General features: G+C 40.4%; 20 protein-coding genes. 19 read left to right on the top strand and 1 reads right to left on the bottom strand.

The window, feature by feature from the left end; all coding sequences use genetic code 11:
- Positions 1–295: 295 nt before the first annotated feature.
- The 19 genes from FYJ75_RS12615 (at position 296) to FYJ75_RS14370 (ending at position 17145) form a co-directional block, all read left to right on the top strand.
- Positions 296–1978: a bifunctional diguanylate cyclase/phosphodiesterase gene (locus FYJ75_RS12615; protein WP_154430779.1), complete on the top strand. Its 1683-nt coding sequence runs from the start codon at positions 296–298 to the stop codon at positions 1976–1978.
- An 86-nt stretch (positions 1979–2064) separates the two neighbouring features.
- Entirely contained in the window at positions 2065–2913 is an 849-nt protein-coding gene (gene proB, locus FYJ75_RS12610; RefSeq protein ID WP_154430778.1) for a glutamate 5-kinase, read from the top strand.
- A gap of 4 nt (positions 2914–2917) precedes the next feature.
- Positions 2918–3142 (top strand): DUF896 domain-containing protein, encoded by a 225-nt coding sequence (locus FYJ75_RS12605; RefSeq protein WP_154430777.1) that lies wholly within the window; start codon positions 2918–2920, stop codon positions 3140–3142.
- A complete protein-coding gene (locus FYJ75_RS12600; RefSeq protein ID WP_154430776.1) occupies positions 3117–3740 on the top strand; it encodes a 5-formyltetrahydrofolate cyclo-ligase in 624 nt (207 codons plus the stop codon). The genes FYJ75_RS12605 and FYJ75_RS12600 overlap by 26 nt, the downstream gene beginning before the upstream one ends.
- Positions 3718–4974 (top strand): glutamate-5-semialdehyde dehydrogenase, encoded by a 1257-nt coding sequence (locus tag FYJ75_RS12595; protein WP_328596945.1) that lies wholly within the window; start codon positions 3718–3720, stop codon positions 4972–4974. The genes FYJ75_RS12600 and FYJ75_RS12595 overlap by 23 nt, the downstream gene beginning before the upstream one ends.
- Positions 4975–4990: 16 nt before the next feature.
- On the top strand, positions 4991–6430 hold the full coding sequence (gene miaB, locus FYJ75_RS12590; RefSeq protein WP_154430774.1) for a tRNA (N6-isopentenyl adenosine(37)-C2)-methylthiotransferase MiaB: 1440 nt from the start codon (positions 4991–4993) through the stop codon (positions 6428–6430).
- Between the two features lie 19 nt (positions 6431–6449).
- The gene (locus FYJ75_RS12585) at positions 6450–6803 is read left to right on the top strand and encodes a NusG domain II-containing protein (protein WP_235907103.1); all 354 of its coding nucleotides are present in this window, start codon (positions 6450–6452) and stop codon (positions 6801–6803) included.
- A 12-nt stretch (positions 6804–6815) separates the two neighbouring features.
- Positions 6816–7313: a Gx transporter family protein gene (locus tag FYJ75_RS12580; RefSeq protein ID WP_154430772.1), complete on the top strand. Its 498-nt coding sequence runs from the start codon at positions 6816–6818 to the stop codon at positions 7311–7313.
- A 22-nt stretch (positions 7314–7335) separates the two neighbouring features.
- Complete coding sequence (gene ruvA, locus FYJ75_RS12575; RefSeq protein ID WP_154430771.1) at positions 7336–7944, top strand: Holliday junction branch migration protein RuvA; 609 nt, start codon at positions 7336–7338, stop codon at positions 7942–7944.
- A 25-nt stretch (positions 7945–7969) separates the two neighbouring features.
- Positions 7970–8962, top strand: a complete 993-nt coding sequence (gene ruvB, locus FYJ75_RS12570; protein WP_154430770.1) for a Holliday junction branch migration DNA helicase RuvB — start codon at positions 7970–7972, stop codon at positions 8960–8962.
- Positions 8963–9031: 69 nt separating this feature from the next.
- Positions 9032–9499, top strand: coding sequence for a cell division protein ZapA (locus FYJ75_RS12565; RefSeq protein WP_154430769.1), 468 nt, complete (start codon positions 9032–9034; stop codon positions 9497–9499).
- A gap of 67 nt (positions 9500–9566) precedes the next feature.
- On the top strand, positions 9567–11759 hold the full coding sequence (locus FYJ75_RS12560; RefSeq protein WP_154430768.1) for a U32 family peptidase: 2193 nt from the start codon (positions 9567–9569) through the stop codon (positions 11757–11759).
- 2 nt (positions 11760–11761) lie between these two features.
- Positions 11762–13204, top strand: coding sequence for an FtsW/RodA/SpoVE family cell cycle protein (locus FYJ75_RS12555; RefSeq protein ID WP_154430767.1), 1443 nt, complete (start codon positions 11762–11764; stop codon positions 13202–13204).
- The gene (locus FYJ75_RS12550) at positions 13146–14600 is read left to right on the top strand and encodes a peptidoglycan D,D-transpeptidase FtsI family protein (RefSeq protein ID WP_195839026.1); all 1455 of its coding nucleotides are present in this window, start codon (positions 13146–13148) and stop codon (positions 14598–14600) included. The genes FYJ75_RS12555 and FYJ75_RS12550 overlap by 59 nt, the downstream gene beginning before the upstream one ends.
- Positions 14601–14670: 70 nt before the next feature.
- Positions 14671–15123, top strand: a complete 453-nt coding sequence (locus FYJ75_RS12545; RefSeq protein ID WP_154430766.1) for an NUDIX hydrolase — start codon at positions 14671–14673, stop codon at positions 15121–15123.
- 29 nt (positions 15124–15152) lie between these two features.
- Positions 15153–15479, top strand: a complete 327-nt coding sequence (locus tag FYJ75_RS12540) for a hypothetical protein (RefSeq protein ID WP_154430765.1) — start codon at positions 15153–15155, stop codon at positions 15477–15479.
- Entirely contained in the window at positions 15440–16393 is a 954-nt protein-coding gene (locus tag FYJ75_RS12535) for a hypothetical protein (RefSeq protein WP_195839024.1), read from the top strand. Before FYJ75_RS12540 ends, FYJ75_RS12535 begins: the two co-directional genes overlap by 40 nt.
- Positions 16394–16470: 77 nt before the next feature.
- Positions 16471–16899, top strand: a complete 429-nt coding sequence (locus FYJ75_RS12530) for a GerW family sporulation protein (protein ID WP_154430763.1) — start codon at positions 16471–16473, stop codon at positions 16897–16899.
- 108 nt (positions 16900–17007) lie between these two features.
- Positions 17008–17145 (top strand): hypothetical protein, encoded by a 138-nt coding sequence (locus tag FYJ75_RS14370; RefSeq protein ID WP_195839022.1) that lies wholly within the window; start codon positions 17008–17010, stop codon positions 17143–17145.
- Between the two features lie 42 nt (positions 17146–17187).
- On the opposite strand, the gene rpmB is transcribed toward FYJ75_RS14370, so the two are convergent.
- A complete protein-coding gene (rpmB, locus tag FYJ75_RS12525) occupies positions 17188–17373 on the bottom strand; it encodes a 50S ribosomal protein L28 (RefSeq protein WP_154430762.1) in 186 nt (61 codons plus the stop codon).
- Between the last annotated feature and the right edge of the window lie 10 nt (positions 17374–17383).

Below are 17383 nucleotides of genomic sequence, written 5' to 3'. Positions count from 1 at the left end.
CAGCAGTTCTTTTTCGTGCTGTCAAGGGTGGCGGACGTCTGCCACAACCTCTAATATCTACAATTTTCAAGGTTCATCTGAGCCTAATTTTTTAACTCAGTTTTTTCATATCTTATTTGACACTACCAACCGTATAGTGTTTCTCTTACTTCATACCATATCACAATGATAAGGAAATATCTATATTCAAAAGAGAAAAGTTGTATGGAACAGATTGTTGACTTTGAAGAGTGAGAGAAGTACTATCATAATAAAGATACTGAAGGTGAATAACAGAAATTGGAGGGGAGCAATCATGCAGGATGCGTATTCGGAGATTTCAAAAGAACAATTTGAAAAAATGATTCAGCTATATAATCCGTGTATGGATGATTATTTATATGTATATGATCTGCAGAATGACTATTATCGTATTTCAGAGCATGCGACAGAGCGGTTTTGTCTTCCGGGTGATTCTTTTGAAGATGCAGCTGCGAAACACAGACAATTTGTAGATGCAAATGATATTGAGATGCTGATAAAAGAAATTAATGAAATAAAAAGTGGAAAGAAGAAATTCCATGATCTGTATTACCGGTGGCTGGACAGGAAACACCAGTCGATCTGGATCAACTGCAGAGGACGGGTGCTCGATGACGAAAATGGAAATCCGCATTTTTTGATCGGATGTATCAATGAGATCGGTGAACGGCAGAAAGCGGATAATATCAGTGGGCTTTTAGGAGAATCCAGTTTTTATGATATGATCAGAGATTATGATGATAATTTTCCAGAAGGATATTTTATGAGAATTGGCATTGATAATCTGGGGGATATCAATGGTAATCTGGGAATGAAATATGGAGATTTTGTTTTGCGCCAGGTCGCAGAATGCATTCAGAACAATCTGGGGGAAGAACAGCGGTTGTTTCGAATTGTGGCTGATGAATTTATGATTGTTGATTTCTCTGGGGCTAAGACAAGTGATGCGGTCGTTTTATATAAGCAGATCCGAAGAAGTATTGACCGTTTTATTGAGCAAAATAAATATCAGGCTGTTTTTACAATTTCAGCCGGTATTTTAGATACGGAAGGTTTGTATGGCGGATATGATGCAACACTGAAATTAAGCGAGTTTACATTGAATGAAGCAAAAAATCTGGGGAGAAACAGTTATTATATTTTTGAACAGGAAACATATGACAGATTCCGTCGGAAAAGACTGATTACGCGAAATCTTCATCATGCAGTCAATCATGACTTTCAGGGCTTTGAAATATATTTCCAGCCAATTGTAGACGCAAAGACATACCGGCTTGTTGGAGCAGAGGCTCTGATGCGGTTTTCAATGCCATCGGAGGATGAGGACGGCAAAATGGAGCCGATTTCACCGGTAGAATTTATTCCGATTTTAGAGCAGACAGGGCTGATTATTCCGGCTGGAAAATGGATTCTCAGAGAGGCTGTTGCAACATGTAAAAAGTGGCAGAAGGCAATTCCTGATTTTCGGATCAATGTCAATCTTTCCTATGTACAGGTGATAAAGAGCAATGCATTAGATGAAATCCTTGATACCGTCAGAATGTATGGAATTAAACCATCGAGCGTTGGAATTGAGGTAACGGAGAGTGGATATCTGGATTCCGGACCACATTTTCAGAAATTATGGAATGGACTGAAAAATAATGGAATTCAGGTTGTACTGGATGATTTTGGTACCGGTTACTCCAATCTGCACTGTCTTGGAGATCTTCGCCCGGATTATATTAAAATAGACCGTTCATTTACCATGAAAGCGATTCAGAATCAGTATGAGCATAAACTGATGAACCAGATTATCGATATGGCACACAGTCTGAATCTGACAATCTGCATTGAAGGAATTGAAAAATCTGAGGAACTTATGGATCTTAGAAATCTGGGGGCTGATTATATACAGGGATATCTGTTTGGAAAGCCATATTCTGTACAGGAATTTGAAAAAAGATTTGTAGAATAAAACCTAATCTTGCCTTTCCTTCATGTTTTCATTATAATGAAACGAGTGACATGAATTTGAATTGAATAAACTTAGAGGATGGAAAAATGAGCGAGAATACGTCAAAACGCTGCAGAAGGATTGTAATTAAGATAGGTTCTTCATCTTTGACACATGAACAGACAGGTGGATTGAATTTTACAAAGATGGAAAAAATGGTCAGAGAACTTTGTGATCTTCAGAACCAGGGAATGGATGTCTGCCTGGTAAGTTCTGGAGCAATCGCGGTTGGTAGACAATCGATCGGCATGAAAGAAAGACCATCAGACATTTCTACCAAGCAGGCCTGTGCAGCAGTTGGGCAGGCGAAGCTTATGATGACATATCAGAAACTGTTCGGAGAATATAATCATGCGGCAGGTCAGGTGCTGATCACAAAAAACACGATGATCAATCCTGTTTCACGGAACAATGCCAAAAATACATTTGATGAATTGTTTCATCTTGGCGTAATTCCAATTGTAAATGAAAATGATACGGTTAGTACATACGAGATGCAGTTTGGTGATAATGATACGCTTTCAGCACTTGTTGCATCTTTGATCGGCGCAGATATGCTGATTCTTCTTTCGGATATTGACGGCCTTTATACAGATGATCCACATAAGAATCCGAAAGCACAGCTGATCCGTGAGGTGTCGACACTTGATGAGAAGATATATGAGATGGCAAAGGGAAGCACAGGAAGTAATGTTGGTACTGGGGGAATGGCTACAAAACTGACCGCAGCGAAGATTGCAACATTTTCCGGAGCCGATATGATCATTGCAAACGGAAATGATGTGAGTGTTCTCCACCAGATTTTTGAAGGAGAAGATTATACGGGAACACTGTTTCATGCAAACAGTAATCCGAATTTCAGACTGGCGGATTTTATTATGGAAAGTATAGGATAGAAGAATGACAAAAGAGAAGATTGATCGAATTAATGAATTATACAAAAAGTCTAAGGCAGAAGGACTGACAAACGAAGAGAAAAAAGAGCAGGATCTTTTGCGCAAGGAATTTATTGCAAGTGTGCGTGGAAATTTAGTAAGCCAGTTAAACAATATAGATATGGTGAACGAAGACGGAACAATTGAAAATCTTGGCGAAAAATATGGAAAGAAAAAAAGAAATTCATAGTGAAAGCACGGATAATGAGAAAGCGCAGATCCGGCAAAGCAAAAAGAGGGAAAGAAGCCGGCTGACGGCAGAACAGTGCAGGATTTGCAGCCGGATGATCTGTGAGACAATTGAAAAAGAATCCTGGTATCAGAAAACAGAAAATCTGTTATTATATGTGTCTGTGAACAATGAAGTATCTTTGGAGTGGCTGATGGAAAAGGCATGGGAAGACGGAAAGAAAGTTTTTTTACCAAGAGTACGCGGAACGAATATGGAGTTTTATCAGGTGAATGGTAAAGCAGAACTTGAAATGGGAAGTTTTCATATCATGGAACCGGTAAAAAGCTGTCCTGCATATAAGCCAGTGCCGGAGGCCGTGATGGTTGTGCCGGGAGTGGCTTTTTCCATTTCGGGAGAAAGGATCGGATATGGAAAAGGATATTATGACAGATATCTGAATCATTATCCCGGAAAGATTTATCTGATCGGCGCCTCATATGAGATGCAGTTAGAGAACGATACATGGAAAAGTGATAGGTTTGACAGAAAAATGGATATCGTGATTACGGAGAAAAGGAAGGTAGAGTGCAATGGTGAATCTGGAAGAATTGTGTAAGAATGCATGTGAAGTGAAAAATCAGATTGGAATGCTTGGATGCGACAGCAAGAACCGGGTATTAATAAGTGCTGCAGATATGCTGTTAAAGCAGGAAAAAGAGATACTTGAAGCCAATGCAATCGATGTTGAAAATGGAAAAAAGAACCAGATGCCGGAGGGACTTTTAGATCGTCTTACACTGAATCATGACCGGATCCAGTCTATGGCTGACGGGTTAAAGCAGGTGGCGGCGCTGGATGATCCGATCGGAGAAGTATTATCCATGAAAAAACGTCCAAACGGTCTGATCATTGGGAAAAGAAGAGTTCCGATTGGTGTGATCGGAATTATTTTCGAAGCACGTCCAAATGTGACCTCGGATGCGTTTGGCTTATGTTTTAAAACAGGAAACTGCGTGATCCTAAAGGGTGGAAGTGACGCAATCCATTCGAATATTGCGATTGTCAAAGCCTTAAAAGCTGCTCTGACAATGGAAGGTGTTCCGGAGACTGCTTTGAGCCTGATCGAGGATACTTCCAGAGAGACTGCAGCAGAATTTATGAAGATGAACCGCTATGTGGATGTTTTAATTCCAAGAGGCGGAAAAGGCCTGATCCAGGCTGTTGTCAATCAGGCAACTATTCCGGTTATCGAGACAGGAACCGGTAACTGTCATATCTATGTGGATGAAACAGCAGATTTTGATATGGCAATCAATATTATCAACAATGCAAAGACTCAGAGAATCGGTGTATGCAATGCAGCAGAATCTCTGATCGTTCACTCGGCAATTGCAGCAGAATTTCTTCCAAAACTGTATACAAAATTAAAAGAAAGTAATGTAGAGCTCCGTGGAGATGAACGTGCACTACAGTATCTGGGAGCGGCAAAAGAACTGGTAAAACCGGCAACAGAGGAAGATTGGGGAAAAGAATATTTAGATTACATTATGTCTGTTAAGATTGTGGATTCCATTGATGAGGCAATCGGACATATTAACCGTTACAATACCGGACATTCAGAGGCGATTATTACAAAGGATTATGATGAAGCACAGAAATTCCTGAATGAAGTGGATGCCGCCTGTGTATATGTGAACGCGTCTACCAGATTTACAGATGGAAATGAATTTGGATTTGGAGCTGAAATCGGAATCAGCACACAAAAACTTCATGCAAGAGGTCCGATGGGACTTGACGCATTGACAAGTACCAAATATATTATCTATGGTAACGGTCAGATAAGAAAGTAAAATTTGAGAGGATTATATGAGAGGTTTAGAAACATTAAATCATACAACAAGTGAAGAAGAGGCAAAACTCCAGTATGAATATATGGAGAAGGCAAAGGCATATGTTGCTGCAAAGGCAAAAGAGAAAGGAAGACCTTTGACTTTCTGCGTAAATACGTTCGGCTGCCAGATGAATGCAAGGGATTCGGAAAAGCTTGTTGGCATACTTGAAACAATTGGTTATACAGAAGCAGAAGACGAACATGCAGATTTTGTGATCTACAATACCTGCACGGTCAGAGAGAATGCCAACAACAAGGTATATGGAAGACTTGGTTATCTGTCCAATTATAAAAAGAAAAATCCGGATATGGTGATTGCATTGTGTGGCTGCATGATGCAGGAACCTACAGTTGTTGAGAAAATCCGTAAAAGTTATCGTTTTGTAAATCTGGTATTTGGAACGCATAATATCTATAAATTTGCAGAACTTGTGTGCCGGTGCCTGGAGTCAGACTCACAGATCATTGATGTATGGAAAGACACAGATAAAATTGTTGAGGATCTCCCGGTAAAACGTAAATTCTCTTTCAAATCCGGAGTAAATATCATGTTTGGCTGCAATAATTTCTGCAGTTACTGTATCGTTCCGTATGTGCGCGGAAGAGAAAGAAGCAGGGAGCCGAAGGATATTATCCGTGAAATCGAAGGACTTGTACAAGATGGCGTGTGTGAAGTTATGCTCCTTGGCCAGAATGTAAATTCATATGGAAAGAATCTTGAGAATCCGGTTACATTTGCACAGCTTTTACGCGAGGTGAATAAGATAGAGGGATTAAAGCGTATCCGTTTTATGACTTCACATCCGAAAGATCTGTCTGATGAGCTGATCGAAGCGATGAAAGACTGTGATAAAGTCTGCGGACATCTGCACCTTCCATTACAGTCCGGAAGCTCAAGAATCTTAAAAAAGATGAACCGCCATTACGATAAAGAACAGTATCTGACATTAGTGGACAAGATACGTAAAGCGATTCCGGATATCGCACTTACAACGGATATTATTGTGGGATTCCCGGGCGAGACGGAAGAAGATTTTGAAGAGACTATGGATGTGGTAAAACGTGTACAGTATGACAGTGCGTTTACCTTCATTTATTCGAAACGAACAGGAACACCTGCTGCAACAATGGAAGATCAGATTCCGGAAGAGGTGATCAAAGACCGTTTTGACCGCCTGCTGAAAGAAGTGCAGGATATTTCAAGCCATAAATCCCAGCTCTTAGAAGGAAAAACGGTTCCGGTACTTGCAGAAGAGGTAAATGAACACGACAGTTCACTTATCACAGGACGTCTGGAAAATAATTCGGTTGTACATTTCCCGGGAACAGAGGATATGATCGGAAATATTTATCAGGTTACGCTTGAAGAATGTAAGGGATTTTATTATCTTGGAAAGGTCGCAGATCATGCATAGAAAAATCCGGAAACGGGACATGATTTTTTTACTTGTGACAGCAGTAGTCTGTCTGGTTCTGCTTGGATATTACTATCTTGGACATGGTGATAAGGGTGCGATTGCTGTTGTTACTGTAGACGGGGAAGTATATGGTGAGTACCAGCTGGATGAAGATCAGGTTGTTGAGATCAAAAAAGATGGAAAAGTGACAAATACGCTTACGATTGCAGACCAGAAAGCAGATATGACAGATGCGGACTGCCCGGATCTTTTATGTGTACAACAGAAAGCAATTTCAAGAGATGGAGAAACAATTGTCTGTCTGCCTAATAAAGTGGTTGTCACGGTGGAAAGCAATGAGAAAAGTGACATGGATGCAGTTGCAAACTGATAGGATAAAAATATGAAGCAAAAAACAGCACAGATGGGAATGTTTCTTGCGGCAGCATTGATCTGCAGTTATGTGGAAACATTGATTCCGATTAATTTTGGAATCCCGGGAATTAAACTGGGACTGACGAATATTGTCGTATTATTAATGTTATATCTGGTAGGAGCAAAAGAGGCTTTTTGTGTATCTATGCTTCGAATCCTGCTTTCCGGATTTATGTTTGGCAATGCATTCAGCATAGTCTATTCCTTTGCAGGAGGCGTTTTAAGTTTTTTTGTCATGCTTTGTGCAATGAGATTTTTAAAGCTTCATGTTCTGTCGGTCAGCGTCCTGGGAGGAATTTTTCACAACATTGGTCAGATGATCTTTGCAGCCATACTTGTGAATAATATTCACATTATGTATTATGTCCCGGTGCTTCTTGTGTCCGGAGCAGTTACCGGATTTTTGGTCGGGATTCTGGCAAATGAGATCATTCCACGAATTAAAAGAAACATAAATAACAGTTGAAAAAGAAAGGAATCATCATCGAATGTATTCATACATAAAAGGTGAACTTGCAGAAATTAATCCGGATCATATTGTCATCGAAGCCGGAGGAATCGGATATATGATATTTATTCCGGGACAGGCATTTGATTATCTTCCGGATACCGGGAATGAAATAAAAGTATATACCTATCTGTATCTCAGGGAAGATGCAATGATTCTTTACGGATTCCTTGATAAGGATGATCTTGAAGTATTTAAGCTGCTGATCGGAGTGAGCGGAATCGGACCGAAGGGAGCACTTGGTATTCTTTCAGCATTGTCTTCGGATGATCTGCGTTTTGCGGTTCTTGCAGGAGATGCAAAGGCCATTGCAAAAGCACCTGGTATTGGTGCGAAGACGGCGCAGAGAGTAATTCTGGAATTGAAGGATAAGATGAGTCTGGAAGATGCATTTGAAAAGAAAACAGAACATGTTCAGATGCAGAAAAATCCCGAAGGAAGTCAGACCAAAAACGATGCAGTGCTTGCCCTTACTGCACTTGGATATTCTTCTACAGAAAGCTTAAAGGCAGTTTCAGCAGTAGAGATCACAGATGAGATGGGCGTGGAAGACGTATTAAAAGCGGCATTGAAACATATGGCATTATAAGGAATTGTAAGTAAAGAGGGAGAACATGGAGAGACGGGTTATCTCAACCCAGATCCAGGAAGAGGATCTGAAGATTGAAACAAGTTTAAGACCGCAGCAGTTGAAAGACTATATTGGTCAGGAAAAGATAAAATCCAATCTTAAAGTATATATAGAAGCTGCAAAACAAAGAGGAGAGGCTCTCGATCATGTATTATTTTACGGACCGCCGGGGCTTGGAAAGACGACACTTGCCGGAATTATTGCAAATGAGATGGGAACACATATCAAAATAACTTCCGGACCGGCCATTGGAAAGCCGGGAGAAATGGCTGCAATATTGAATAATCTTTCAGAAGGTGATGTTTTGTTTGTGGATGAGATCCACAGATTGAACAGACAGGTCGAAGAAGTCCTTTATCCTGCAATGGAAGATTATGCGATTGATGTCATGATTGGAAAGGGAGAGTCGGCAAGATCCATACGACTGGATCTCCCGAAATTTACCCTGGTTGGAGCTACGACAAGAGCAGGTATGCTGTCGGCACCTCTTCGTGACAGATTTGGTGTTGTCAGTCACATGGAGTACTATACGGTAGATGAATTAAAAAGTATCATTCTTCATTCTGCAGCGAAACTTCAGGTTGACATTGATGAGAAAGGTGCATATGAGATGGCAAGACGTTCCAGAGGAACACCGAGACTTGCCAACCGTCTTTTAAAACGTGTTCGTGATTTCGCGGAAGTAAAATATGATGGTAAAATTACATTTGAAGTAGCTGATTTTGCGTTGAACCTTCTGGAAGTGGACAAATACGGACTGGATCAGAATGACAGAAATATTCTTATGACGATCATTGAAAAATTTCAGGGAGGACCTGTCGGACTGGATACACTTGCAGCTGCGCTGGGAGAAGATTCCGGTACAATCGAGGATGTATACGAACCATATCTTGTGAAGAATGGATTTATCAACCGGACACCAAAAGGTCGTGTAGTCACAGATCTTGCATATGAACACTTTGGAATTGCAAAATAGATTGACGGAAAATCCCAACAAAGTTATAATATTACCAGATATTGTGGGTCACGGACTGGAGGATACGAAATGTCTGCAAAAACAAATGTGGAAGTTGTGATAGATGGCAAGGTATATACATTAAGCGGGTATGAAGGTGAAGATTATCTGCAGAAGGTTGCAGCCTATATCAATAATAAGATTGCGGAATATAACAAGCTGGAGGATTATAAACATATTCCTTCTAATATGAAAGCTGCTTTGATACAGCTTAATATTGCAGATGATTATTTTAAGGCCAGATCTCAGGTGGAGAAATTAGAACGTGATCTTGAACAGAAAGATAAAGAAATATATGATCTGAAACATGATCTGATCTCCAATCAGATTAAGACAGAGTCAGCGGAGGCTTCGGTAAAAGAATTAAAGGCAGCAAATCAGGAACTTTTACTTAACAAGACAAGACTGGAAGCGACTCTGGAAGAGGCACTTTTGGATGGAAAACATCCGGACGATGAGAAAGCTGCATCAGATTGTAAAGATTCTGAAGATAAATAATTATGGTTTTACAGGGGACGGAGATTATGTTTCTGTCCCCTTTATACATTTTGGGAAAGGATAGGAAATGACCAAAAATAAATTTGAGATACTTGCACCGGCAGGTTCGTTTGAAATATTGAAAGCAGTGATCGAAGCCGGAGCAGATGCAGTTTATGTAGGTGGAAGCCAGTATGGCGCACGCGCATATGCAAATAATTTTTCAGAAGAAGAGCTGCTGGAAGCGCTGGATTATGCACATCTGAGAGGAAAGAAAATCTATCTTACTGTGAATACACTTATGAAAAATCAGGAGATTGGAACTCCGTTATATGAGTATCTGCTGCCGTATTACAAACATGGCCTGGATGCAGTGATTGTACAGGATATCGGAGCAATCACGTATATAAAAACGTATTTTCCAGATCTTCCGATCCATGCAAGCACGCAGATGACGGTTACCGGAGTTATGGGAGCACGTCTGATGAAGGAACTTGGTGCGAGCAGAGTTGTAACTGCAAGAGAAATGTCCCTCGATGAGATCCGGGAAATCCATGAGAATGTTGACATTGAGATCGAAACCTTTGTGCATGGTGCTCTGTGTTACTGTTATTCGGGACAATGTCTGATGAGCAGTATGCTGGGAGGAAGAAGCGGAAACAGAGGAAGATGCGCACAGCCGTGCCGTCTGGCATATTCGGTATATGATGCAGCGCACAGGGAAATCAGCAAAGATTCCTATGTATTAAGTCCGAAGGATATGTGTGGGATTGAATTTCTTCCGAAGATGAATGAAGCCGGAATTTATTCATTGAAGATCGAAGGCAGAATGAAACAGGTTCAGTACGCGGCAGGCGTTGTTTCTTATTATCGCAAATATGTGGATCAGTTCATGAATTCGTCAGAGGGAGCGGTTCATGTGACGAAACAGGATCAGAAGGATATTTTAGATCTTGGCAACCGCAGTGGATTTACCAATGCTTATTTTACCAGACATAATGGTAAAGATATGATCACCTTTACAAAGCCGAACCATCAGAAGGCCAATGAAACATTACAGAACCGTATTACGGAACAATATGCACAGACAGAATCCAAAATCGGAATCGATGGAATACTCAGACTTCGAAAGGGAGAAGCAGCAGAGTTTAAGGTTTCGGATGGAAAAACAGAGGCCATTGTGACGGGAAATGTGGTACAGCAGGCCGAAAAAAAGCCTTTATTAAAAGAAGAAGTTGAAAAGCGTTTTAAAAAGACCGGAGATACTTCGTTTGTTTTTCAGAATCTATCAATTGAAATGGACGCAGATGCGTTTATGCCGGTTGGAGCTATGAACCAGCTGCGAAGAGATGCATTGCAGAAATTGCAGGATCAGCTGCTTGAACCGGTGCAAAGAAAAGAAGCAGATCAGAAAGCCGGAAATATTGAAAGACAGCTGGTAAAGAATGTTCGAAGCCCGAAACGCTATATCGCAGCAACCGAACAAAGAACCCTGTTACCGGCAATACTGCAATATGCCTGGATCACGGATGTTTATATGGATTCCACAGCGTATAGCAACCAGACAATCTGGAGTGATCTGAAGGAAGATGTGAACCGGATTCACGGAGCCGGGAAAAAGGCACAGTTTATTCTTCCTGCAATTTTCCGTCAAAGCACATCGGAATTTTATAAAAAAAATCAGGAAAGTTTACTGGATTCCGGAATCGACGGTATTGTTGTAAAAAATTATGAAGAACTGCAATTTGCTTCGGATCTGAAAGAAAGTCTGGAAGTTTATATCGATCATAATATGTATACCTATAATAATTATGCGGTAGATACGTTTGCTGAATATGGAATAAACGGAAATACCGTTCCAATTGAACTGAACCGTAACGAAATCCGTCACAGAGAAAATGCACAAAGCGAAATCATCGTTTATGGACGTTATCCTCTGATGACATCTGCACAGTGTGTGCACTGTAATACGGTCCGATGTGATCGTAAACCGCAGATCATGTGGCTAAAGGATCGTTATCAGAAGGACTTCCCGGTCAGAAATAACTGCAATGAGTGCTATAATATCATTTATAATTCTTTGCCGGTATCTTTGCTGCACTGTTATACGGAACTCACAGAAATGAATCTGAATGGTTTCCGGCTTCAGTTTACCATTGAAACAGAAAAACAGACAAAAGAAGTTTTAACAATGTTTCAAAAGATCCTAAACGGTGAGCGGATCACTGCATCCGGCATGCAGGAATTTACGAATGGACATTATAAGCGAGGAGTAGAATAAACATGCTTCATTTAGTGACACAGGCATCAAAATATCTGATGATCCTGCTTTTTATGGTTTATACGTTTGAGTGCTTTCATGTGTTTCGGTTTGAAAATAGACCGAAAAGGCAGATGGCTATTTATTCAAGGCAGCGCGGAATCATGTATTTCATACATTTCGATGCGTTTCTTGTTATTTATCTGAATACACAGAATGTACAGGTGATCGGCTTTTATCTGATGCAGCTTATTCTGTTTATCGGAATCCAGCTGGTGTATCATCTTTTTTACAAAAAGGCATCCGAGCTGTTGTTAAATAATATGCTCATGCTTCTTGCCATCAGCCTTGTGATCTTAACAAGAATATCCTTTGATAAAGCATTAAAACAGTTTCTGATTATGATCGTATCTACAGTTTTATCGCTGCTGATCCCGATCATACTCCAGAAAATGACATCATTCCGCAGATTTACATGGGCATATGCTCTGGTTGGAATTGCAGCACTTTCTGTGGTATTGGTAGCCGGAGCAGTCAGCTATGGAGCAAAGCTTTCCATCTCGATCGCAGGAATTTCAATCCAGCCATCAGAATTTGTGAAAATATTATACGTCTTTTTTATTGCATCCATGCTTTATCAGGCAACAGATATGAAACAGCTGCTTATTACAAGTGTAATTGCAGCGGTTCATGTACTGATCCTTGTGGCATCCAAAGATCTTGGAAGCGCTTTACTGTACTTTGTTACATATCTTGTTATGATTTATGTCGCAACTCGTCGGCTTGCTTATTTTGCTGGAGGCCTTGCAGCATGTTCGCTTGCTGCAGTTGCCGGGTATAAGTTGTTTAGCCATGTAAGAGTGCGTGTGCTTGCATGGAAAGATCCACTCAGCATGATTGATAAAGAAGGATATCAGATCAGCCAGTCGCTGTTTGCAATCGGGACAGGTGGATGGTTTGGAATGGGACTTTGCCAGGGGCTTCCGAATAAGATCCCGGTTGTGGCACAGGATTTTATCTTTTCGGCAATTTCAGAGGAACTGGGTGGTATATTTGCACTGTGTCTGATCATGGTGTGCGTCAGTTGTTTCTTTATGTTTTTGAATATTGCGATGCAGATGAAAGACCAGTTCTATAAACTTGTTGCACTTGGACTTGGCACGGTATATGCATTTCAGGTATTTCTGACGATTGGTGGTGTTACCAAGTTTATTCCATCTACAGGAGTAACGCTTCCTCTTGTCAGCTATGGAGGAAGTTCACTTCTTTCGACAATGATCCTGTTTGGAATTATCCAGGGACTGTACATCATGAAATCACAACAGGCAATACAGCCTGTAACAAAAAATGCGGAACAGAAAGCAAAAGCAAAGAAACCGGCCAAAAAGAAAGGAGAGGAAAAGATAAATGGAAGCAAAAAAACCAAAGCAGCAGCAAAAGTCAAAGTCAAAGACCTCTCGAAATAAAAATCTGGAATTTTCTGTGATCACATATATTTTCCTTTTGCTTTTTATCTGTCTGATGGGATATTTTGTATATTTTCAAGTGGTAAAAAGCGAAAAATTTATCAATAGCCCATATAATTCTCTGCAGGATCTGTTTTCGAAAAACGTAGTACGGGGAGAAATCCGATCGGATGATGGATATGTACTTGCAAAAACAGATGTGGCAGCAGATGGAACCGAAACAAGGAGTTATCCGTATTCCAACGTGTTTGCACATGCTGTCGGCTATTCGGTAAACGGAAAAGCAGGATTGGAGAATCAGATGAACTTCAGTCTGCTTCGATCACATGAATTTTTCCTCGAACAGATTGTGAACGATCTGAGGGATCAGAAAAATATCGGGGACAATGTGGTTACAACATTGAATTATACTTTGCAGCAGACGGCATATGATGCACTTGGAAGTTATGATGGAGCCGTGATTGTTATGGAGCCGGAGACCGGAAGAATCCTTGCGATGGTTTCCAAACCGGATTATGATCCCAATACGATTGCTGAAAACTGGGAGAGCGTAAGCGGGGATGGAAGTACCGCGCTTTTCAATCGTGCAACACAGGGAAGTTATGCTCCGGGATCTACATTTAAGATCCTGACAACCTTAGAATATTACAGAGAAAATCCAGACACCTATATGAATTACAGTTTTGACTGTGACGGAGAATTTACGGACAGCGGGAAAACGATCCACTGTGCCGGAAATGAAGCACACGGTAAAGAGGATCTGCTGTCTTCTTTTGCAAATTCCTGCAATTCTTCCTACGCGAATATTGCGCTGACACTGGATCTGGATAAATATAATGATCTTTGTAATTCCCTGCTTTTTAACAGGCAGCTTCCGATTTCTTTTGAATCATCGGTCAGCAGCTTTTCTTTAAGCAGTTCTGATCCAAGATCACAGATCATGGAGACCGGGATTGGCCAGGGAAATACCCTGGTATCTCCGCTGCATATGTGCATGATCGCAAGTACCATCTGTAATAATGGTACATTAATGACCCCTTATCTGGTTGACCATACAGAAAGCTATAAGGGCGTTACGGTAGATACATATTCTCCGAAAGAATACGGAACACTATTATCATCGGATGAAGCTTCTTTTATGCAGTCCTATATGCAGGAGGCTGCAGCTTCCGGAACAGCAGGAAAACTTGCGGGACAGTCTTATACAGCATATGGAAAGACCGGAACTGCACAGGTGTCAGATACTTCGGATCAGACGAATGCATGGTTTGTCGGCTATGCACATAAAGATGGCCAGAAAGATATTGCAATTGCGGTAGTTGTGGAAGATTCCGGATATGGAGTAAGGTATGCAGTGCCGATTGCACAGCAGGTTTTTGCAGCATATTTTCAGTAGACGGAATGCAGGAAAAGAGTTATACTTAGACTAGATTTTGAAGTAAAACCACACTTAGGAGGTTATTGCAATGATTGAAGCAACAAGTTGTGGCGGTGTGGTAATTTTTCGTGGTAAAATCCTTCTGTTATACAAGAATTATAAGAACAAATACGAAGGATGGGTACTTCCGAAAGGAACTGTTGAGCCGGGAGAAGAATTTAAAGAAACGGCGACAAGAGAAGTTCTTGAAGAAACTGGTGCGACAGCAACAATCATCAAATATGTCGGAAAAAGCCAGTATTCTTTTACAGTGCCGGAAGATACGGTGGAAAAAGAAGTACATTGGTATCTTATGATGGGCGAGAGTTATTATAGTAAGCCACAAAGAGAAGAATACTTTGTAGATTCCGGATTTTATAAATATCATGAAGCGTATCATCTTTTGAAATTTGCAAACGAAAAGCAGATTCTCGAGAAAGCTTACAATGAATATCTGGATCTCAAGAAGAGGAATCTGTGGGGAACCCACAAATATTTTTAAGCGTTAGAAAAGCTTTTTGAGGTTTGTTCATGAAATGGTACAGTAAATTATATGTTGGTGATTCGATTGCCGGGAAGGCAGGTAAAATCAAATGGAAAATCAGGCATCGTGCCGGAACCATAGATATCTATGTCATTTCGTTTGCGTCAAACCCTGAGAATCTTCTGGACATCATTCCTGCGAATGAATTGATGCAGAGGGGATATCCAAAGAAGCATATGAAAGTGATCGGCCTGGCAAAAGGCTATGAAGAGGCACTTCAGGTTGTTACAACAATAATCGAAGAAACCTATCAGAATACCGGAGATGTCGATGTGTGGAATTATCTGAAGGAGAAGAGGAGGAACAGCTTATGATTTTTCTTCAGATATTAAAAATCATCGGACTGATTCTGCTTGTCCTTCTTCTTATTATTATCGGATTGCTTCTTTTGATCTTATTTTACCCATTATCTTACCGGGTAAAAGGATTCTGGAAGAAAGAATACCAGATTGAAGGATCGGTTACATGGCTTTTTCATCTGATCGGATATTATTTTTATTTTGCAGATGGAGAACAGGAACAATATCTTAGGATACTATGGTTCCGAAAGAAATTTCATGAATCGGAAGATGCCGCGGAGGCTGTGGAAGACACAGAAGATGCGCTAGAAGAATTTATCACAGAAGACGGCTGGATGGATAATCCGGAAGATACAAAACTGCAGGAAAATGATGCTGATAACTCACAGGCTGCTTTGATTGAGCAGAAACCGGAACATGAACAGAAGACATATGATGACATGCAGGAAAATCCCGGAAAAAGTGAGGAGATAGCAAAACATAAAAAAACAAGTGTATTTCAGAAGATGAAGAATACAATTGCAGGTTTCTTACAGAATATAAAAAGGGTGGTTCGTAATCTCATTCGTCAATACCGTAAATGGGATAAGATTTTTCATAATAAAGTATATCAGGCAGCATTTGGCAGATTAAAAAAGGAATTTGTTTGTCTTTTGAAACATATCGTGCCATCCAGAATGCGGTTAAATGCCCGGTTTTCAACGGGGGCACCGGATACGACAGGGATTACCCTTGGCGTGATTGCAATGTTTCCGATGGCATATCAGAACAGATGGAATATTGTTCCGGACTTTGAAGCGGAACAGATGTATGTGGATGCAGAGTTTGATCTGAAAGGACATGTATTTGTTTTTCAGATACTTGCATCAGTGATCCGGGTGATCTTTGATCAAAATTGCAGAAAATTATATCATGCGTTTCGCGCATAGCATCTATGCGTATTTGCAAGTGATATATTCGTTGCACTCATTATATTTTGAAGTTTCGAATAACAGGAGGAGAGACTATGTCAGATAACAGTTTTAACAACACAGTAGAATCATTATTCAAAGGAATGGACAGTTTTATTACGACAAAAACCGTTGTCGGTGATGCGGTTCATATCGGAGATACGATTATCCTTCCATTAGTGGACGTTTCTTTTGGAGTGGCAGCAGGAGCTTTTTCACAGGAGAAGAAAAACAATGGAGCAGGAGGTATGGGCGGAAAGATCATGCCAAGTGCGGTTCTTGTGATCCAGAATGGAACAACAAAGTTAGTAAACATCAAGAATCAGGATGGGATTACAAAGATATTAGATATGATCCCTGATTTTGTGAATAAATTTGCTTCTGGAAAGCAGTCTGATGAGAGCACGGATGGACAGAGTGCAAAAGATGCAGCTGCAAGTGAAATGGAAGATATTTTGTCAGACTCCGTAAAAGACAAAGAATAAAGAGAAGCTCTGAGCACCGGAAACATTCTGGGGTTCAGAGCTTTTTTGGTATAACGGAACAGTGTTTTTTCATATAATATAGTAACATTTTAATGACAGGGTACCATCATGAAACGAATCTGGGGATATACGCTGTTCTGGTTTGCAATGGGAATGATGGTCATGCTGATCTTATCCAATGAATTATTTGGAATTTTCCTGATCGGATTGTGTCTGATCGTGAGTTATTTCCTTTTTTGCAATTAAAAAAGAACTGCCGCAGTGCGACAGTTCTTTCAACGCTTAAAACTAAGCTCTTTCAACTTTTCCGGATCTTAAGCAAGAAGAACATACATATAACTTCTTAGGAACTCCGTTTACTTTACAACTAACACGTTTGATATTTGATTTCCAAACTCTATTTGATCTTCTATGAGAATGGCTGACTTTGATTCCGAAATGAACGCCTTTTTCACAAACTGCACATTTTGCCATAATAATTGCA

It is taken from the genome of Roseburia porci (assembly GCF_009695765.1).
Taxonomy (GTDB): domain Bacteria; phylum Bacillota; class Clostridia; order Lachnospirales; family Lachnospiraceae; genus Roseburia; species Roseburia porci.
Note: the sequence above shows the minus strand (reverse complement) of the source record. Positions and strands in the feature narration are given on the sequence as shown.